General features: G+C 46.0%; 18 protein-coding genes. 1 reads left to right on the top strand and 17 read right to left on the bottom strand.

Features of this window, described 5'->3' with window-relative positions:
- Positions 1 to 119: 119 nt before the first annotated feature.
- The 17 genes from BMW79_RS14905 to BMW79_RS14825 form a co-directional block, all read right to left on the bottom strand.
- Positions 120 to 1031: a DUF4382 domain-containing protein gene (locus tag BMW79_RS14905; RefSeq protein ID WP_089896030.1), complete on the bottom strand. Its 912-nt coding sequence runs from the start codon at positions 1029 to 1031 to the stop codon at positions 120 to 122.
- 319 nt (positions 1032 to 1350) lie between these two features.
- The gene (gene glgB / locus BMW79_RS14900; protein ID WP_089896029.1) at positions 1351 to 3312 is read right to left on the bottom strand and encodes a 1,4-alpha-glucan branching protein GlgB; all 1962 of its coding nucleotides are present in this window, start codon (positions 3310 to 3312) and stop codon (positions 1351 to 1353) included.
- Positions 3313 to 3460: 148 nt separating this feature from the next.
- Positions 3461 to 5260, bottom strand: a complete 1800-nt coding sequence (locus tag BMW79_RS14895; protein WP_089896028.1) for a DEAD/DEAH box helicase — start codon at positions 5258 to 5260, stop codon at positions 3461 to 3463.
- Positions 5261 to 5375: 115 nt separating this feature from the next.
- A complete protein-coding gene (gene rimO, locus BMW79_RS14890; RefSeq protein ID WP_089896027.1) occupies positions 5376 to 6683 on the bottom strand; it encodes a 30S ribosomal protein S12 methylthiotransferase RimO in 1308 nt (435 codons plus the stop codon).
- Positions 6684 to 6902: 219 nt separating this feature from the next.
- Complete coding sequence (locus BMW79_RS14885; RefSeq protein WP_089896026.1) at positions 6903 to 7784, bottom strand: cupin-like domain-containing protein; 882 nt, start codon at positions 7782 to 7784, stop codon at positions 6903 to 6905.
- A gap of 212 nt (positions 7785 to 7996) precedes the next feature.
- Positions 7997 to 8959: a signal recognition particle-docking protein FtsY gene (gene ftsY / locus BMW79_RS14880; protein WP_089896025.1), complete on the bottom strand. Its 963-nt coding sequence runs from the start codon at positions 8957 to 8959 to the stop codon at positions 7997 to 7999.
- 274 nt (positions 8960 to 9233) lie between these two features.
- Positions 9234 to 9407 carry a DUF4295 family protein gene (locus BMW79_RS14875; protein ID WP_089896024.1) on the bottom strand — a complete coding sequence of 58 codons (174 nt, stop codon included), beginning with the start codon at positions 9405 to 9407 and terminating at the stop codon, positions 9234 to 9236.
- A 72-nt stretch (positions 9408 to 9479) separates the two neighbouring features.
- Positions 9480 to 9662 (bottom strand): 50S ribosomal protein L33, encoded by a 183-nt coding sequence (gene rpmG / locus BMW79_RS14870; protein WP_089896023.1) that lies wholly within the window; start codon positions 9660 to 9662, stop codon positions 9480 to 9482.
- Between the two features lie 30 nt (positions 9663 to 9692).
- Complete coding sequence (rpmB, locus tag BMW79_RS14865; RefSeq protein ID WP_089759466.1) at positions 9693 to 9929, bottom strand: 50S ribosomal protein L28; 237 nt, start codon at positions 9927 to 9929, stop codon at positions 9693 to 9695.
- Between the two features lie 193 nt (positions 9930 to 10122).
- Positions 10123 to 10710 (bottom strand): carboxymuconolactone decarboxylase family protein, encoded by a 588-nt coding sequence (locus BMW79_RS14860; protein WP_089896022.1) that lies wholly within the window; start codon positions 10708 to 10710, stop codon positions 10123 to 10125.
- Between the two features lie 102 nt (positions 10711 to 10812).
- Positions 10813 to 11367: a peroxiredoxin gene (locus BMW79_RS14855; RefSeq protein ID WP_089896021.1), complete on the bottom strand. Its 555-nt coding sequence runs from the start codon at positions 11365 to 11367 to the stop codon at positions 10813 to 10815.
- Positions 11368 to 12008: 641 nt separating this feature from the next.
- Positions 12009 to 12737, bottom strand: a complete 729-nt coding sequence (gene bshB1, locus BMW79_RS14850; RefSeq protein WP_089896020.1) for a bacillithiol biosynthesis deacetylase BshB1 — start codon at positions 12735 to 12737, stop codon at positions 12009 to 12011.
- A 35-nt stretch (positions 12738 to 12772) separates the two neighbouring features.
- A complete protein-coding gene (locus BMW79_RS14845; protein WP_089896019.1) occupies positions 12773 to 13267 on the bottom strand; it encodes a hypothetical protein in 495 nt (164 codons plus the stop codon).
- Positions 13268 to 13313: 46 nt separating this feature from the next.
- On the bottom strand, positions 13314 to 13937 hold the full coding sequence (locus BMW79_RS14840) for a DUF4294 domain-containing protein (RefSeq protein WP_089896018.1): 624 nt from the start codon (positions 13935 to 13937) through the stop codon (positions 13314 to 13316).
- 78 nt (positions 13938 to 14015) lie between these two features.
- The gene (locus tag BMW79_RS14835; RefSeq protein ID WP_177192174.1) at positions 14016 to 15017 is read right to left on the bottom strand and encodes an alpha/beta hydrolase; all 1002 of its coding nucleotides are present in this window, start codon (positions 15015 to 15017) and stop codon (positions 14016 to 14018) included.
- A 135-nt stretch (positions 15018 to 15152) separates the two neighbouring features.
- A complete protein-coding gene (ccsA, locus tag BMW79_RS14830; protein WP_089896016.1) occupies positions 15153 to 17636 on the bottom strand; it encodes a cytochrome c biogenesis protein CcsA in 2484 nt (827 codons plus the stop codon).
- Positions 17637 to 17712: 76 nt separating this feature from the next.
- On the bottom strand, positions 17713 to 18111 hold the full coding sequence (locus tag BMW79_RS14825) for a cytochrome c maturation protein CcmE domain-containing protein (protein ID WP_089896015.1): 399 nt from the start codon (positions 18109 to 18111) through the stop codon (positions 17713 to 17715).
- Positions 18112 to 18350: 239 nt separating this feature from the next.
- Between BMW79_RS14825 and BMW79_RS14820 the strand changes: the two genes are divergently transcribed.
- Positions 18351 to 19394 (top strand): agmatinase family protein, encoded by a 1044-nt coding sequence (locus tag BMW79_RS14820; protein WP_089896014.1) that lies wholly within the window; start codon positions 18351 to 18353, stop codon positions 19392 to 19394.
- The last annotated feature ends 14 nt before the right edge of the window (positions 19395 to 19408 follow it).

Here is a 19408-nt window from a genome sequence, read left to right as displayed (position 1 = left end):
ATTCTGCCAGGAAGGAAAATAATTTGGGAAGACAAAAACGGCTCACACCGTCCTCATCTTCCCAAATCTTTTAAACCAAAAATTAGCAAATAAGGGTTATCAAAGTTGTATGATGTGAGCTACTTATGCAGCTTAATATTACCCACCTTGGTATCCTTGCCCCGCTCTACTTTCACACCGGTAATCGTGGTGTCCTGGTAGCCATTGGAGGCATTTACAAATACGTTCCAGTTGTCGCCCACCTTTAAACCACGCACCTTGAAATCTCCGTTTCTCCACGGCAGTGCATAAAGCGTGTCATTAGTATTGTTATAGATGGAAATCACCGGATAAGCATCCCATGGCGTTACTGTGCCGGAAATACTGCCCATTTTCAGAATGGTAAATACATTAATGTAGGGTTTCAGGATGAATTTTCCGTTCCAGGTCTTAATAATGGAACGCTGCACGTCAAAGTCCAGCCATAGCTGCAGGTTGTCGCTACTCAATTCGTCCCATTCTGAGTGCCGCACCCTTACAATGATTTTAGATTGTCCGGAAATTGATTTTACCGGGTAGGTGACGCCATCTTTTACCAGGGAATTGTTGTCCCCGATGGTGATACGGATGCGCTCCATCGTTCCCTTGTTCACAACGCCACCAGCCAGTAATGTATCTGCGCCGTTACGGAGCGTCAGCAGATCGTACACACCCGGCTTGATACCCAATGAATCCCATAACTGGCAGGTATCTTTGCCACTGTTCCGGTCGTGGCTGTGGTCTTCATCCCACCAGCAACGGTCTCTGTCGGACCAGCTCTCATCATCCGTTTTACCACAGGTATCCACCAGCACTTCTACGCTACGGATGTCCAGTAATACTTTGTCGAAATACCCCGGATCATCTGATAGATAAAGACTTACTTTTTGTTTGTTCTCCGGTATCGGCTGATTGGAAGCGGAGTTGTCCTTTTTACAGGCTCCCAGGAATGCAACAGCCATTAGTGCGGCCATCACCAAACCATGCCCCGGCTTGAGGTGAACGTTTTTCATAAAAGAACGGTTTTATGTAACTAAATAAAAAATATGGACTTTTGAAACTGACCTGGTTGAATCTCCGATACCACTTAAAACGTACCACCCGCTCCCCTTATTGTTATCTTGATCAGGCTGTTAATAGATAGAGAAATACCCGGAAGGTTTAATCGGGAAACGGATTTTTTAAGCACCTTTTTTAAAGACGTTGATTATCTTGATACTGTATGTCTTATTTTTTTTCACGTTAAAAAATTAAGGGAGATGAAAGCAGGTATATCTGCTTACATCTCCCTTAATTTTTATTTTAAATCAACTATTCCTTTCCTGTCAAAAGTCAACTGCGCTTACTACTATCTGGTTGCCGGAGCTTTAACAAGGTAGCTCCCAAAGGCGGCAAACGCAGGGAAATCGTATAGTCCCTACCGTTATAGGTCTGTTTTACGGTAGATATAATACCGGTGTTCACCACTCCACTTCCATAATATTCCGGTGCATCACTATTCAATACTTCTTCCCATTGGCCGGCTACCGGCAATCCTACCAGGTAGTTCTCCCTGGCCACCGGCGTCATATTCAATACTACCAGCAAAATATCTCCCGCTGCTTTTCCCTTCCGCACATAAGCCAGCACACAATTATCATAGTCGTTGACAGTAATCCACTCAAAGCCTGCCGCATCAAACTGTTGTTCATATAACGCAGTAGAACCCTTATAAAATTCATTGAGATCTTTTACAAAGGCCTTTAATCCCTTATGGGTGGCATGTTGCATGAGGTGCCAGTCCAGCTCCCCACGGAAATTCCATTCGGACGTTTGCCCAAACTCATCTCCCATAAACAGCAACTTGGTACCGGGATGGGTATACATATAACTATACAACAAACGCAGATTGGCAAATCGTTGCCAGTCATCGCCAGGCATCTTATACAACATGGGCGATTTCCCGTGCACCACTTCATCATGACTCAGCGGCAGCATGAAATTTTCTCCGAAAGCATACACCAGGCTGAAGGTCAGGTCATTCTGGTACCATTTCCGGTGAATCGGATCTTTCTTGAAATAGTCGAGGGTGTCATTCATCCAGCCCATCATCCATTTCATACCAAAACCCAGTCCTCCCATAAACGTAGGCCGGGACACACCATAATGCGAAGTAGAATCTTCTGCAATGGTCTGCACATCCGGATACAACGCATACACTGTTTCATTCAGTTTCTTCAGGAAGCTGATCGCCTCCAGGTTTTCATTGCCTCCCAGTTCATTAGGCAGCCAGGCACCCCGCTCCCGGGAGTAGTCGAGGTGTATCATGGAAGCCACCGCATCTACACGTAAGCCATCGGCATGAAAACGATCCAGCCAGAATATGGCATTGCTGAGTAAAAACGACCGGACCTCATTACGGGCATAATTGAAAATATAACTGTTCCAGTCGGGATGATAGCCCTTCCGCATATCTGCATACTCATACACATGTGATCCATCAAAGCGGAACAGGCCATGCGCATCATAAGGAAAATGGGACGGCACCCAGTCGAGTATCACACCGATACCGGCCAGGTGAAAGGCCTCAATCATTTCCATCAGGTCCTGCGGCGTACCATACCGGGATGTTGGCGCAAAATAACCGGCGATCTGATATCCCCAGGAACCATCAAAAGGATGCTCCATCACAGGCATCAGTTCCACATGGGTAAAGCCCATCTCCTTCACATAAGGCACCAGCATATCGGCAATTTCCTGGTAGGAATATACCCGCTCCGGATCGTTGGGATCCGGGCGGCGCCAGGAACCAAGGTGTACTTCGTAAACCGCATATGGACTATCCAGCGCATTGTTTTTACGACGATGGTCCATCCATTTTTTATCATCCCATTCATAATCCAGCTGACACACCACGGAAGCTGTTTTTGGACGTACTTCCCAGTAGTTGGCATAAGGATCGCCTTTGATCAGTTCTTCACCACTGTTCGACCGGATAAAGTATTTATAGAGGGAACCCGGTTTCACACCTGGTACAAAACCTTCCCAGATACCGGAGCTATCCCAGCGCGGGTATAGCGTATGACTGTAATGATCCCACCCGTTAAAATCGCCCATCACCGCTACAAACGCTGCATCGGGTGCCCAAACAGCGAAATAGGTGCCATTGGCGCCCTCCACCTCCATTGGGTGCGCACCAAACTTTTCGTATAGCCGGTAATGTGAGCCTGCCTGGAAAAGTGTAATATCACTGGAAGAAAAAAGGGTAAATGGTTCTACATACTGTTGTAAAGCGCGTTTTGTATCTCCGGTCATAGTAACGTGTGAATTGGGTGTCTGGATTAACAAGATAGTTTAATTTTTGGGAAATTGACAGTCAGGATGAAACAGATATTTTCTTGAAAACAAAAAAGGTGCCCCGAAGGACACCTTTTGCTAAATATCGCTATTCCGTTTTACGGGATTAGTATTTTTTCTTGTACGGAGGTTTGCCACCGCTGCCGAAAGACTCGCGTCTGTCGCCACCGCTGCGGCTACCGCCCGGACGGCTGCTGCCGCCTTCTGAACTCCAGCTTCTTTTACGCGGACCATCTTCCCTGCGCGGACCACGATCGCCACCACCACCGGTGCGGGGACGTCTGTCGCCATCCTGGGACATTTCTATCCTCACGCTGCGGCCATTGTACTCCACTTTCTTGAAAGCTTCGGTTACTTTTGGCAGTTCTTCGTTCTCTACTTCAAAGAAAGAGTAAACACCTTTCAGATCGATACGACCGATTTTGTTACCACGTAAGCCAGTGTTGTCGCACAGGTAACGGAGCATATCGCCACGGTTGAAATCATCTACTGAACCCAGGTTGATGAATAAACGGGTGAATTTGCCATCGCTTCTGCGTGGACCTCTGTCTTCGCCCAAAGTACCTGCACGTCTGTCATCTTTTGCATTCAGATCAGGTGCATCCTGGTAGTATTCCAGGAACTGGTTAAATTCGAGGGAAGCAAAACGTTTGATCAGGTCTTCCTTGGTCATGGATGCAAACTCTTCGTTGATGCGCTCCATGTAAGGCTCTATCTGCTCTTCGTTTACTACTACGTTATGTACTTTATGCACCAGGCCAAACAGTTGTTTTTCACATACTGCGAAACCATCCGGTACTTCTGCTTTTACAAATTTCTTCTGGATAACGCGTTCGATCTGGCGGATCTTTCCGGTATCACGGCTGCTGATGATAGCAATAGAGATACCTGATTTACCTGCTCTACCGGTACGACCACTTCTGTGGGTGTAGTTTTCTACGTCATCCGGTAAATCGTAGTTAATAACGTGTGTTACGTTATCCACGTCGATACCACGGGCAGCCACATCGGTTGCCACCAGTACCTGTAAGGCTCTTTCACGGAAACGTTTCATCACTTTATCACGCTGTTGCTGCGTGAGGTCACCATGCAGGGCATCTGCATTGTAGCCGTCCTTGATCAGTGATTCAGCAATTTCCTGTGATTCGATTTTGGTACGGGTAAAGATGATACCAAAAATTTCAGGATTGAAATCCACGATACGTTTGAGGGCCGCATATTTTTCACGCGGACGCACTACGTAGTATTCGTGTTCTATATTAACGTTACCGCTGTTTTTGCTACCTACGGTCAGTTCAAACGGATCTTCCATGTATTTCTTGGCGATACGGCGAACTTCCTGTGGCATGGTAGCAGAAAACAACCAGGTTGTTTTTCCTTCCGGAGTGTTGGACAGGATACTGTTGATATCTTCCTGGAATCCCATGTTCAGCATTTCATCTGCTTCATCCAGTACTGCGTAACGCACGTTTTCAAAATTCACGGCGCCACGGTCAATGATATCGAGTAAACGACCAGGAGTAGCCACTACAATGTGTACTCCTCTTTTCAGTTCACGCAGTTGCTGAACAATGCTGGAACCGCCATATACAGCTACGATGCTCACATCGCCGAGGTATTTGCTGAAGTTTTTCAGATCATTGGTGATCTGTAAACAGAGTTCACGGGTAGGGCATAAGATCAGTCCCTGTGGTTTATTTATTTTAAGATCCAGTTGCTGTAGCAATGGAAGGCCAAATGCAGCAGTCTTACCGGTGCCCGTCTGGGCCAGACCTACGAAATCGCGGTCGCCTCCTAACAATACTGGTATTGCCTGTTCCTGGATGGGAGTTGGGGAAACGAAGCCCAGGTCCGTAATTCCCTTTAAGATAGGCTCTTGTAAGCCCAGTGATTCAAATGTAGTCATTGATTTGCATTAATCAAGCTCCGTCGGGAGCTGTGGATATAGCTTTTAGCAGTTAGCTATCAGCTGTTAGAAATATTATTTCAGCTTTTAGCGGTTAGCTATCGGCTGTACGTGTTTATACCAACTCTCCTTCGAGGTCGTAGTCAAACGCCTTGGTGATACGCACTTCCACAAAATCGCCGGGTTTAAGGCGTTTGGTTGTGTCGATGATCACTTCGTTATCTACTTCCACCGAATCGAACTCGGTACGGGCAAGGTATCTGCCTGCCTCTTTTTTATCTACTATTACTTTAAAGATCTTTCCTACTTTCTCCTGGTTTTTTTCCAGGGAGATTTCCTGCTGTACTTCCATAATTTCCTGCGCCCTGCTCTCCTTCTCTTCTGCCGGGATGTTGTCCTCCAGTGCATAAGCGCTGGTGCCTTCTTCATGGCTGTAGGTAAACACACCGACCCGGTCGAAACGCATTCTTTCCAGGAAACCTTTCAGCTCTTCCACGTCGTCGGCTGTTTCACCGGGGAAACCGGCGATCAGCGTGGTACGTAAACAGATACCCGGCACTTTCGCACGGATGTCGTGTACCAGCTGCTCAATTTCTTCCCGGGTGATCTGGCGTTTCATCGCCTTCAGCATCGCATTGGAAGCATGTTGCAGCGGCATATCGATATACTTGCAGATATTCGGGAATTCATTCATGACATCCAGGATCTCCATCGGGAACTTGGTCGGATAAGCGTAATGGAGACGAATCCATTGCAGTCCTTCCACTCCTGCCAGCGCGCGCATCAGGTCGCCCAGACGGCGTTGTTTGTACAGGTCCAGACCATAATAGGTGAGTTCCTGTGCAATGAGCATGATTTCCTTTACACCTGATTTCACCAGCTTTTCTGCTTCCTTCACCAGGTCTTCAATTGGTTTGGAAACGTGGCTACCCCGCATCAGCGGAATGGCGCAAAAAGAACAGGTGCGGTTACAACCTTCCGCTATTTTCAGGTAAGCATAATGTGAGGGGGTACTGAGTAATCTTTCTCCAACCAGTTCTGCTTTATAATCTGCATCAAACTTTTTCAGGAGCTGAGGCAGTTCCATGGTACCAAACCAGGCATCTACACCTGCAATTTCTGATTCCAGGTCTCCCCTGTAACGTTCACTCAAACAACCGGTTACATAAACTTTGTCCAGTTTACCCCGTTGTTTCAGGTCGATCTGCTCCAGGATGGTATTAATCGATTCTTCTTTGGCCTTGTCAATAAATCCGCAGGTGTTCACCACCACGATGTTATGATCGCGTTTTGCACTCTCATGCACTACATCGATTTCATTAGCCATGAGCTGTCCGCTCAGTACTTCTGAATCCACCATGTTCTTGGAACAACCAAGCGTAATAATATTAACCTTGTCTTTCTTTAAAGTTTTTGTCTTCAAGCGCGAATTGTTTTAAACAAGCGGTCAATCAATCGTTGAGCCGCTACCGCCACGAAGACACACAGACACTGATTGAATTTAACAGCAGACTTACTGTATTTGTGACTTGAGTCTTAGTGGGGGTTAAGGAAGGTGCAAAGGTAGCAAAAAGATTTGACAATCTGAAATTAATGCTAAGTAACTGCTGATTAGCTACTTAGCATACTGAGGCGGATGGTATCAGGAGATAGCCTGTATGGCTTTGTCAGCACGCTCCCGGGCCTTTTGTCTTTTATAATGATACCACCATTTGGGGGCCATCTTGATCATCAGGTTGTTCATTCCCCTCAATCCTACCAAATGGTAAAGGCCGTTTAATTTATTAACGAAAGATGGGTCGAGGGCACGGAGGCTCATGGCAAAACCGCCATCCAGGTATTCCATGTGATGCCAGTAGCCTGCCGGCATAAACATGGTGTCTCCATGCTCCAGGATGGTAGTATATCCCTTTGCATGCTTTAATGCCGGGAAGTGCTCCTGGTCCAGTTGTTCGTGCCAGTTCACAAAATTGGCGGCACTTTCTACTGTAAAGGGCATCCTGTAAATAAGGGGGGATTGCTTGTTTTCCAGCAACAGTACACGCTTGCGGCCTATGAACTGGGTATGGAAAATATGCGACAGGTCGATGTCGTAATGCATATGCGCCACCGAACCGGCACCGCCTACAAACAGCATCGGGTACCTTTTCAGAAAACCGGAAGCCAATTCATCCGGGAAAGTAAAATCTTCTACCAGCTGTGGGGCATGCTGAAAAATGTTAAAGAGAAAGATCCGAAGCGCAACCGGCCCCTTTTGTATCATATCCAGGTATTCCCCGAATGTTATATAATCATCTGCTCCGTTTACAAGGGTGTTTTCGTTGGCGCGTTCATTATTATATACCCCAACTGTCTTGTCTCCGACTATTGATTTGAAATAATCCCATGTCCACTTGTTATAGGCCGGCCAATGTTTGCTGAGTGCTGCCGCCGGAATGATTACAGGTTTTCGTGGGTGGTAGTAGTTCTTCTTGAATTCCGCTGGTGTAATATCTTCAACTCGATCTATGTGCTGTACTATCATAAACTTACGAATTGTTAAAAAGGGTACAAAAAGGGAACAATTTTCAAATGTAATAAATGCAGTGCATTTTTATAAATACAAACAAAGAGCTTTAAAGTTGATCAAAAAATAAGCCGGGCTCCAATTGGAGCCCGAACAATGGTATTACTTCAAGTAAAATATTAAATATCTGTTAGAAAGATAATGAAACAGCATTCACAATCTAATTAAAATCAGCCATTTACACTAAATAAAGACTCTACAAAAGATTCTTTATTAAACACCTGTAAATCTTCCATTTTTTCACCGATACCAATGTATTTTACCGGTATTTTGAATTGGTTGGCGATAGCCAGTACTACACCGCCTTTTGCAGTTCCATCCAGTTTGGTGATCGCCAGCGCCGTTACTTCTGTGGTAGCAGTAAACTGTTTGGCCTGTTCCAGTGCGTTCTGCCCGGTAGAGCCATCCAGTACCAGCAGCACCTCATGCGGAGCATCCGGAATTACTTTCTTCATCACCCGCTTGATCTTCCCTAACTCGTCCATCAGGTGAAGCTTATTATGTAAACGGCCAGCCGTGTCAATTATTATCACATCCACATCTTTAGCGGCGCCACTCTGGACTGTATCAAATGCAACTGCGCCCGGGTCTGATCCCATCTGCTGCTTCACGATAGGCACTCCTGCCCTTTCACTCCAGATCGTCAGCTGATCCACTGCTGCTGCACGGAAGGTATCTGCCGCACCCAGCATCACGGATTTGCCCGCTTTCTTGAAATTATAGGCCAGTTTACCGATGGTGGTGGTTTTACCCACTCCATTCACGCCTACCACCATAATCACATAGGGTTTTTTACCAACTGGTGTATCGAAATCGCGGAAACCACTGTCTGGTGCATCTACCAGGATGGCGGCAATTTCTTCCTGCAGCATCCGGTTCAATTCACTGGTTCCTAAATATTTATCTTTTGCTACCCGTTGCTCGATCCGGTCTATGATCTTTACGGTGGTATCTACGCCTACATCGGCAGAAACAAGGGCATCTTCCAGGTTATCCAGCACTTCCGTGTCTACGGTCGATTTTCCGGCAATGGCGCGTCCTATCTTACTCAGGAAGCTCTCTTTGGTTTTTTGTAAACCCTGATCCAGATTTTCCTTCTTCTCCCTGGAAAATAGTTTATTGAAAAAGCTCATAGTTTAGATTAATTGGGTCCGGTATATTCCGGTTTTTTTTGAGTTATCCGGCTGCCTTTCTGCAGCATCATTTACATCAGGGTGCTAAAGTACACCTTTTGTGTTAACAGTGGAAATTGTGATAGCGATATAAAAGCCATTGCTGCCAAAACCTGGAAATTATCCCGGTAGCGCACGCTGTAGCGAATTGCCTCTTCAAGGCTCCTTCATCCCCCAAACACAAAAAGCTGTCCGTTTAACGGGACAGCCTTTCAGTATTATTAGTAAAGCCGAATTACTTTTGGTTCATGTGCTCCTGGATCTTGTCCTTGTGCACAATAGCTTCCTTAAAGGTGTAAGCACCAGTTTTAGGAGAGCGTACTGCTCTGATAACTTTGGTCCATACCTTTGATTCAGCTGCTGCTTTAGCATCTTTTACTTTCGAGTTCTTTGAAGCTACTTTTGCCATGGTATTCTATTGTTTTTATGGTAATGGCTAATTGGCGGTACGCAAATACAACCATTCACCATCAACAATTACTTATTTAATTTCTTTGTGTACAGTAACCTTCCTTAAAATAGGATTGTACTTTTTCAACTCCAGACGCTCAGGAGTATTCTTCTTATTCTTGTTAGAGATGTAACGGGAAGTTCCGGGTTGGCCAGAAGTCTTATGCTCTGTGCACTCCAGAATTACCTGTACTCTATTACCTTTTTTTGCCATTGTGTATTACAAATTAAGTGAGTCTTAGAATTAGATTTCCTGACCAGCTGCACGCAATTCCTTCACAACTGCATACAAACCTCTCTTGTTGATGGTTCTCAAACCGTCAGCAGATACTTTCAATGATATCCATTTGTCCTCTTCTGCCAGGAAAAAACGTTTCTTTTGCAGGTTAGGAAGAAACCTTCTGTTTGTCTTAATGTTGGAGAAGGAAACATGGTGACCTGTAATCGGCTTCTTTCCTGTCACCTGACATACTCTTGCCATGATCTAAAAATTTAGGAATGCAAAAGTCCAATTTATTTATGGATTTTGCAAATATTATTAAATGAATTTATTCACAAATGCATAAAAGACACCCGTAAAAAATGGCTTCTTAAAATGTGAACACAATGCAAAAGATTGATAACCATTAGATTATCAGGCAAATTTACATCTGTCTTTTGCCGAAAAAAATATTTTACAACAGCACGATCAGGCTACGCAAAACTGCCCCTAATCTTACCGATTCCAACACTCTCTGCTGATCCGTTCCATGTTTCAACAGCGCTTCTTCGTGAGAAGTCACACACATTTCACAACCATTCAGTGCAGATACCACAAGGCTCAGCAGCTCGAAAAACTCTTTCCCCAATACCGGATTTGCCATAATGCTCATCCTGATACCAGCCGGAGTAGTGGTGTAAAATTCCTTGTTCACAAAATGCCGGAAACGATAAAATACGTTGTTGGCACTCATGAGGGAAGTACAACTGATCACTTCCGCTATTTCCTTGTCGGTTGCTCCTTCCTGAACCGCCAGCTTCTCAAAAGACGCCTGCAGATCCGTATGCTTCTCATTTACTGCCACTGCCAGGCCAATCATATACGCCTCTTTCTTTGTCAGCGTTCCCGCTGCAAGAGAGTTGGATACATTGATCTTCAGATCTTTCAGATAACGGGCATCCACATTCGCCAGGGATTGCAGTTTTCCCGAAATCTGATCTGCCGCTAAACCCACCGCTTCCAGCAGTTGAACAGCCGTATCCTGATTTGTAGTTGCAAACATAATATGTAATTTTTTTATTTTATCATTTTATTCCGGGAAGTAGTCCTGCCAAGATATTTCCGACAGGACCACCCCGTATAAAACACTAAAGGATTCTTTGAATTAAGCAGTCAGCGTAGCTTCACCTTTGGTCCAGTTGCAAGGACACAGCTCATCTGTTTGCAGTGCATCCAGTACACGCAGTACTTCTTTCACGCTACGGCCTACAGACAGATCGTACAGGGAAACCCAACGTACAATACCCTGTGGATCTACAATGTAAGTAGCACGGTAAGCCACTTTCTCATTGGCTTCCAGGATACCCAGTTCTGTAGCAAGGGATTTGGAAGTATCAGCCAGCATAGGGAACTGCAGACCACGCAGATCTTCATGATCTCTTCTCCAGGCAGCGTGTACAAATTCGCTGTCGGTAGATGCACCAATCAGTACCGCATCACGATCCGCGAAATCCTGCGCATGCTTGTTAAACTCAGCTATTTCAGTAGGACATACGAAAGTAAAGTCTTTAGGCCACCAGAACATCACCATCCATTTGCCGGAGTTCTTCAGTTCTTCAGAAGACAATTCATAAAATTCTTTACCTTTTTCGATAGAAACTACTGCCGTTTTTTTGAACTCAGGAAACTCTGACCCTACGGATAAAATAACATTTTTCATAATAACTATTCTCTTTTTGATTTACAGACTAATGATTTATTGCTTTTGACGCCGCAAAGATCACATTACATTCATTATTAATCAAATAGATTTTAAGAATGTGACATTGAGTTTCTCTATATATAGGGCTTTGTACTGCGGTGACGCGTATATCGGGGAAAGTGGGGATTATAATCAAAAAAAATATCCTTGAGTTAACATTTTTATGCTATTTCTGTAACATTTTGGCACGTTATTTAGTTATATAAGTGGACTTTTTAATCAAATTAGCATGGAAATGAAGAAAAAATACGTATTACTGGTGGTTATCACGATTGGACTTGCTTTGATCCCGTTTATCAAAAACAGCATCATAAAACACGATGAATTTGACGCTACAAGAGATCTGTTCATTTAGTGTTTAGCGGGTCCCATTGACCGTTTCTGAAAACACCCCAAAGGGGTAGGACTTTTATGTGCCGGCAAGTTCTGATGCAGCCGGTTAGCACTCCCGCCCCACAACTTGCGACAATTGTTGCCCAACCAGGCAACACGTCACCACAATTATCTTATGATCGATTTTATCGGATAGAAAAAAATCGGGAGATGACAGCGGATATATCCGTCGTTTTCTCCCGATTTAATTTATTTACTGTCAGTTATCAGGTCGTTTCACTGATCAGATCCGCCAGGTTGCGGATACCGATCATCTTCGCAGAGGTATATCCTTCCGCATACTCCACCCCTACCATTTTGCCCAGCATCTTCGCCCGGTAAATAACACTATCGAAAAAGCCGGATCCTGAAATATAGGTCTGCGGCTCGTTATCCTTAGGTGCAAGGAACTGCGAACTGAATGTTCTGATCGCTTCCAGCTTCTGCTCCATCACGGCTGTAATATCTACCACAAAATCAGGCTCATGATACCGGTCCTGCAGGAAATGAAATACCTGCTTCGGACGCCACGCTTCCTGCGCCTGTCCATCCACACTTGTTTCTACTTTCCGTAATCCTGCCAGGAAGCAGCTGTCGGCAATCAGTTTGCCCGCTCTTCCATGATCCGGGTGACGATCATCCATGGCATTCGCCAGTACTATATCCGGGCGGAACTTGCGGATCGCGGTAATGATCGCCATCTGCTCCATCGTGTCGTTCCGGAAAAATCCATCTGCCAGACCCAGGTTCTCCCTTACTTCCAATCCCATAATTTTTGCCGCTGCCAACGCTTCCTGTTCACGCAATTCAGGCGTACCACGGGTACCTAATTCTCCACGGGTAAGATCTACCACACCCACTTTCATCCCCTGTTTTGCATGTATCATCAGTGTGCCGGCACACCCCAGTTCCACATCGTCCGGGTGCACCGCTATAGCCAGTATATCTAGTTTCATATGCTGTAAATTGAGGTGCAAAGATGGGAAAATATTTAATCTTCTGAACTGGTAATGACAATCCCGGCCTTCCGGTCCATTACCTGGTACTTGTCCTGTACCTCTTTGTCAGAGATCACCCTTACCGAGCGGAAGGTTTTCCGGTCGATGGTCATCAAACCGGTTTCATTGGTGGGTGTAACGGGTTTGCCGTTCACAATAAAGTAAAAACTGCTGTCGCTGCCGTATTTGCGCAACAGGCTGTCGTATGCCGGAGATTCCTGGCTTAACAGCACATTGACCCGTTTCCGGGCAAAAGGTTTGGTTTCTATATATACCACGCCATTCTCGGCCTGGCTGCCATATTTCAATACTGCTTTGGAGCCTTTCGCAATGGTGATCACCCCGATCCGGTCGGGCGATACCTGCCCAATGGCTGCCTGGTTTACCACCACGCTGTCGAGCACATACACAGGATCGTCATCGGCCACCTGGGCCATCACTCCGGAAGAAATAAATAATAAGCTGATCAGTAAGGTCCTTGCTTTCATAATAATCCCTTTTTCAATACAGGCGAATATTACGAAGATAACCCAATTAATTGTAGGCGCGGTATTGCTGGTACATTTCCAGCTCCTGTACGATCACCTCGATGTCGTGGTCTTCCTGCTTGTCATAGTCGCTTTTCAGGTTGCCTCCGAAAAAGAAGGCGACGGTTTGCCACACCCGGGCATTAAATCCACCTTTCAGCTCCTTGATGATTTCAAAACAGTTCTGACCCGTTTCGCGGTCAATCAGTTTCATGAGTACTTTTCCCTGGTATACCGAGAGGTTTTCCAGTTTATCGCCGAACTGGGCTTTCAATTCCTTTTCTTTGGAGGCCAGGTAAGCTTTGCGTTCCTTTTTGCTCATACCAGCCATCTGGGTATTTACATCTTTCAGCACCCTGGCGGCAGATCTCGCAAAAGGATAGGTGACATACACTGCATTACGCAAACGGCTCCAGCGTTCGTGTTCCTTCTTCAATGCTTTGGGCATTTTAGCCACCACATCAAAAATGGCCAGGGTGATCACCGGGATGGTGTCCTGCCCTACCACAATGGCATGCAACGGTATCACATCCGCCCCACGCGCTTCCTGTCCCATGGCACGGTTGTGACAGAGGGATATGCCCAGTATAAGGGACCATGAAACGATGAAGGTTTGAAAACGGAGACGCATAGTTAACTAACGTTGCTTATATAGGTAATGTTACCACAAGTTATAAAAGATTTCAGATTTCAGGCTGACTAAAAAGTGTTACCGTACCGGCTTCATCTGCAGCGTATGGATGGCAAAATCCGCGATCGCTGCTTCCACAGCCGGAACATCGTGCGAGGTCAGCGTGCAGCCCATCACATGCGTACCCGCCCCGGGAATGGCCACCGCCGCTTTCAGTGAATCCGGTGTACCCAGCTTTTTCTCCATCTCCAGGATGGCAGACACCCGCACCGTCTTATCCTGATGGGCCTCATCCTTGTAATAATATAGATTGAGTACCGGCTGATGCACTTTCCGGAACGTGTCGTCTGTCATGGTGCTTTCCAGGAGGTTTTCCAGTTGCACCACCGCCTCCAGGCGGTAATCGTTGTACCAGTATTTCGCTACTTCGGGATCCTTGTCGCTGCCATGCCTGAAATCGCCTTTACTCACCCACCTTGCCAGCTGCAGCCCCCAGGGATTGTTTGCCAGGAAAGCCAGGTTGTCGTTGATGGCGATATTGGGCGACATATTAACCAGGGCATACACCTTATCGGGGTAGGTGGCGGCCAGCTTCAGCGCCAACGTACCACCGGTGGATGTACTCATCAGGATTACCTTGTCGCCCAGCGCCTGGCCAATGGCCAACGCTGCTTTGGCATCTTCCCATAAACCGGTAGCTGTCATGTGCAACAACTGGTCGGAGGTATCGATACCGTGGCCGTCGAGCCGCGACAGGTAGAGATTACACCCGAAACGTGCCGCGAAATTGCGGTGCACCGGGTTTCCTTCTTCCTGGCTGGCGGAAAATCCATGCAGGTATACCACCGAATAAGGCGTTTTATGGAAACCGCTATCCTGCCAGATAATACGGGCCTGGTTATCCGGCTTAAGCCGGTGTGCAGCCTCCCGGCTGCTCACATAATCATTCAGGGCAGCCCCCGCTGCCGGAACCGCCGGAAATGCCAGCGGATAATCAGGGGTGGCCGGTTTGGGACCAAGGAGATATACCACAGAAAGCGTGGCTATAACGATCAGGGATATACGCAACCACCTACGCATCATCAGGATATTTAGTAGTACTAAATGTAGATAAGAATTCTGAAACGCCGCGTCCCTTTCCCGGATTTAACCAAGAAAAAATCCTTCAACAGCAATGCCGTTGAAGGATTCTCTTTATGTTGAAATAACCGGTGGTTATCTTCTTCTTACTTTCTGATAAATAGACATCCCTGTACCGAAAATAGTTACCAGGATACCCAGCCATAAAACGTTGATGTACGGGAAGATCAATGCCTTCATCACGATATAATCATTGAAGCTGGTCGCCTCCTTGATTTTCAGTTCTATCTTGTTTTCTGCAGGCATTATTTTAGAGAACCGTACATTCAGGTTCAGCGGCGCCAGTGTATCTTCCACGCTGTACTGGTAGCTGCTGTCGCGGATGAAATAGATCGGCTGCAGTTTGAAATGATCGTCTGTCTGCGTATATACTTCCAGTTCAGCACCCACTGCCAGATCACCGTTCTGCGGAACGTAGTTACGGTTTTGTGGTTTTGTATTTAATCCCTTCAGCACAATAAATCCTTTGGAGAAAAATACAGAATCACCCTGCTTCATCTCATGTGTAACATAAGGAGTAGTATCTGATTTAGCTGCTTCATCGCGGTTAGGCGCTGCAGATACATAGGTGAAGATATCCTTTGTCAGATAATGCCTGGAGGCAGGATTGGACGATAATGCATTTTCCTTTTTATTGACAAACGCATCAGGATAAAGCGTGAAACGCTCCAGTGCCTTACCGGTTTGTCTGTCTTTTTTCTCGTATTGTACTACGTAGTAAGTTTTAGGATCGCCCTGTGCAACAGAGTCGCCGGTATAGGTAACATGATAGTCGCCCATCTGCACCGGTACATCTTTTGGCAGCATGATATTCTCACGGGGATTCTGTTTACTTTCTTTGGTGAAAATACCATCTCCCAGCATCTTCATGCGGTCCAGTGAAATCACTTCCATTTTGGCGGAAGAAATCAGCACACCGAGTAATACCATACCAAAACCGATATGCGCAACAGAAGCACCCGCATTTTTCAGTTTGCCTTTCAGTCCGGAGAAGATATAGAAGAAGTTACCGACAATCGCGTAAATGCTGGCAAACAGCATCAGGTAGATGGCGGTCAGGAAGCCCGCGCCATAGGTATCGTAGGTGATGGTTCCTTTCCAGGCCACCAGTCCGGTTAGCAATAAAGAAACAACCGTTGGCACAGCCAGTTTCTTCGTGATTTCACCACGTGGGGTATCCTTATACCGCATAAACTGCACGATAGCTGTCAGTATACCTACTACAATGGCGATCCAGATCTGGATTTTGTTGTAGTGGAAAATACTGTCAGACGGCGGCGCAATATCGTTCATGTTGAACAGGGATTTCAGACCGGTACCACTCAATACTTTATTCCATACCGGGATAGAAGTGGTGAAGGTAATCTGGATCGCTGCAATCAGCAGGATCAGGGAACCTACAAACAGCCAGAACTCGCGGGAGTAGCTGTTTTCCTCTTTCTTTACGGACGGTATATCTTTTCTGCGGATGATCAGCAGGCCAATCGCCGGAATGGTAAATACCAGCATGGAAATCAGCAGCTGTGCTGTCATACCCATATCGGTAAAGGAGTGTACGGAAGTATCTCCGAGTACGCCGCTCTTTGTTAAGAAAGAGGAGTACAGGATCAGTACATAAGAAATAAAGAAGAAGAAGAAGGTCGACTTCAATGAGTGCCCGGTAGCTTTGTAAGCCAGGAGGGTATGCACGCCGGCCACCATGGTGAGCCATGGTACCAGGGAGGCATTTTCTACCGGATCCCAGGCCCAGTAACCACCAAAGTTAAGCGATTCATATGCCCAGGCGGCGCCCATCATAATACCGGTTCCCAGCATCATGATCGCAAACAGCGCCCATGGTTGAACCGGTTTTACCCAACCGGTATAATCTTTCACCCATAAGCCTGCAAAAGCAAAGGCAAAAGGAATGATCATGGAAGCGAAACCGAGGAACAGTACCGGTGGGTGAATCACCATCCAGTAGTTCTGCAGGGTAACGTTTAATCCGTTACCATCATGGATATGCTGCATGTAATCCGGTGTCTGGAAGATAGGCGCCAGTTGGTTTTCAGGTGCTTCTCTCAGCAGCATGAACGGATTGCTGCCCACTTTATAGCCCAGGATAAAGATACCCAGCAGCATGCTGGCCATAATAAACTGTGCCAGTGAGAAGATGGTCATTACCGGGGCTTCCCAGTTTTTGGAAGTACGGATCAGGAAAATCCCCAGGATACTGTTCCAGATACTCCAGAGCAGGAAGCTACCTTCCTGGTCGGACCATAAACTGGATAAGAGGTATTGGATAGGCAGGTCGCGGGACGTGTTGCGCCATGCGTATTTATATTCGAAATAGTGGTTATACAGAATAACATACAGACAGGTGAATACGCCCACTACAGCGGCGGATTGTAAAATAAATGACCATCGGGCCAGTCGTTTCCACGACTCGCGCGCTAATGGTTCCTTTCCTTTTACTACATTATAATAAGCCACAGTGGCTACCATAGATGCTACAAATGCCAGTATGGCAAAGAAGTGGCCTAGTTGGCCCGGCAATAAGTGTTCCCCTACAAACTTCATAAAATTCCTCTGAGAGATGTGAATATTGTGGCATCTGACTACCTGACGGCAATCCTATACATATACATAGCTAAACTTATATCTGTTTGTTGCTTACGGCAACCTGGTCGTCCTTATATTTAGAAGGACATTTCATCAGGATCTTGTTGCAATGAAATTCATTGCCTTCCATTTTACCGGTCAGTACGATGGATTCTGCTTTTTCAAAATCGGTAGGTTTGGCGCCGTAGAAAACGACTTTGTGGGATTCCCCTGTTTTATCGTGTACGTAGAAGCTGAAAAGATTGGCATCTTTGATCGGATCGTAGTGCATGGCCTGCAGGGTATCGAGTTTACCAATCACGTGGAACTCCTTCCCTTCTTTTTCGCGGGCTGTCGCGAAGGTTTCATAGGTACTGAAATCACCCACCATCGTAACTATCACACCAATTGCTACCGCAATTACCACCAGCAGAATAATATTTGTTTTTTTCATATGAAAATTATCTTCCCTATTGATTTGACACAAGCTGCAAAAACCCTTTACCAACGCGACTTTAACTATTCTTCCCTTTTTGCCGTACTTTATTTGTTTCCGATTAATCGGCAAAATTAAGTGAAAATGACCTTCATCGGACAAAATTTATATAAAAGGCAATTCTTTTTTGGAGAAGGAGGGCTGTAAGTAAACATAATCCTATCTTTGCGCGGAATTTAGAAAAGTACGACTTTATCATGGCAGATTTATCTCAATTTGACCCTAACTCGGTTGGCCTGCTGTCCAACAACGTTTTTGGCTTACCCTTTTCAGAAGAAGAAGCCCGGCTGGTATTATTACCTGTTCCCTGGGAAGTAACGGTTTCCTATAACAATGGTACCGCCCGTGGCCCGGAACGCATTTTCAGGGCTTCCTTCCAGGTAGACCTTTATGATGCTGATGTGAAAGACGGATGGAAACAGGGTTTCTATATGCGGGAACCAGACAAACACCTGTTATTACGCAGCGATTACCTGCGGAAAGAAGCAGAATTATACCTGAAATTCCTGACCGAAGGGGGAGATATTTCTGAAAATGAATTCCTGAAGAAAACACTGGTAGATGTGAGCAATGGTACCCGCGCCATGAACGAATGGGTATACACACAAACCAAAGGTTTGCTGGAAAAAGGCAAGCTCGTTGGTCTGGTAGGTGGCGACCACAGTACGCCACTGGGTTTCTTCAAAGCGATCGGTGAACACAAAGGAGAATTTGGTATCCTCCAGATCGATGCACACTGCGATCTGCGTGATGCATATGAAGGATTCAAATACTCCCACGCTTCCATCATGTACAATGCACTGGCCGAAGTACCGGAACTCACCAAACTGGTGCAGGTAGGTATCCGCGATTATTGCGAGGAAGAAGTGGATTATGTGAACAACAGCGAAGGCCGTGTAGTAACCTTCTTCGATAAAGATATCAAGGAAAGACAATTTGAAGGTGAATCCTGGAAAGCGATCTGCGACAGCATCGTAGCCAATTTACCGCAACAGGTATATATCAGTTTTGATATCGACGGACTTGATCCGAAATTATGCCCGCATACCGGCACCCCGGTACCAGGTGGTTTCGAAGCAGAACAGATTTATTTCCTCTTCAAAAGGGTACTGGAAAGTGGTCGTCAGCTGATCGGTTTCGACCTGAATGAAGTGAGCACTTCACACGACGAATGGGATGCCAATGTAGGCGCCCGTGTGCTGTTCAAACTCTGTAACCTGTTGATCAAGTCCAATTCTTAATCTTACATTCCTGT

Source organism: Chitinophaga arvensicola, assembly GCF_900110835.1.
Lineage (GTDB): Bacteria > Bacteroidota > Bacteroidia > Chitinophagales > Chitinophagaceae > Chitinophaga > Chitinophaga arvensicola.
Note: the sequence above shows the minus strand (reverse complement) of the source record. Positions and strands in the feature narration are given on the sequence as shown.

What these genes read in the sequence shown, in the direction of transcription:
- BMW79_RS14905 (WP_089896030.1), bottom strand. Translation starts at nt 1,031, where the DNA reads ATGAAAAACGTTCACCTCAAGCCGGGGCATGGTTTGGTGATGGCCGCA.
- glgB (WP_089896029.1), bottom strand. Translation starts at nt 3,312, where the DNA reads ATGACCGGAGATACAAAACGCGCTTTACAACAGTATGTAGAACCATTT.
- BMW79_RS14895 (WP_089896028.1), bottom strand. Translation starts at nt 5,260, where the DNA reads ATGACTACATTTGAATCACTGGGCTTACAAGAGCCTATCTTAAAGGGA.
- BMW79_RS14885 (WP_089896026.1), bottom strand. Translation starts at nt 7,784, where the DNA reads ATGATAGTACAGCACATAGATCGAGTTGAAGATATTACACCAGCGGAA.
- ftsY (WP_089896025.1), bottom strand. Translation starts at nt 8,959, where the DNA reads ATGAGCTTTTTCAATAAACTATTTTCCAGGGAGAAGAAGGAAAATCTG.
- BMW79_RS14875 (WP_089896024.1), bottom strand. Translation starts at nt 9,407, where the DNA reads ATGGCAAAAGTAGCTTCAAAGAACTCGAAAGTAAAAGATGCTAAAGCA.
- rpmG (WP_089896023.1), bottom strand. Translation starts at nt 9,662, where the DNA reads ATGGCAAAAAAAGGTAATAGAGTACAGGTAATTCTGGAGTGCACAGAG.
- rpmB (WP_089759466.1), bottom strand. Translation starts at nt 9,929, where the DNA reads ATGGCAAGAGTATGTCAGGTGACAGGAAAGAAGCCGATTACAGGTCAC.
- BMW79_RS14860 (WP_089896022.1), bottom strand. Translation starts at nt 10,710, where the DNA reads ATGTTTGCAACTACAAATCAGGATACGGCTGTTCAACTGCTGGAAGCG.
- BMW79_RS14855 (WP_089896021.1), bottom strand. Translation starts at nt 11,367, where the DNA reads ATGAAAAATGTTATTTTATCCGTAGGGTCAGAGTTTCCTGAGTTCAAA.
- bshB1 (WP_089896020.1), bottom strand. Translation starts at nt 12,737, where the DNA reads ATGAAACTAGATATACTGGCTATAGCGGTGCACCCGGACGATGTGGAA.
- BMW79_RS14845 (WP_089896019.1), bottom strand. Translation starts at nt 13,267, where the DNA reads ATGAAAGCAAGGACCTTACTGATCAGCTTATTATTTATTTCTTCCGGA.
- BMW79_RS14840 (WP_089896018.1), bottom strand. Translation starts at nt 13,937, where the DNA reads ATGCGTCTCCGTTTTCAAACCTTCATCGTTTCATGGTCCCTTATACTG.
- BMW79_RS14835 (WP_177192174.1), bottom strand. Translation starts at nt 15,017, where the DNA reads ATGCGTAGGTGGTTGCGTATATCCCTGATCGTTATAGCCACGCTTTCT.
- ccsA (WP_089896016.1), bottom strand. Translation starts at nt 17,636, where the DNA reads ATGAAGTTTGTAGGGGAACACTTATTGCCGGGCCAACTAGGCCACTTC.
- BMW79_RS14825 (WP_089896015.1), bottom strand. Translation starts at nt 18,111, where the DNA reads ATGAAAAAAACAAATATTATTCTGCTGGTGGTAATTGCGGTAGCAATT.
- BMW79_RS14820 (WP_089896014.1), top strand. Translation starts at nt 18,351, where the DNA reads ATGGCAGATTTATCTCAATTTGACCCTAACTCGGTTGGCCTGCTGTCC.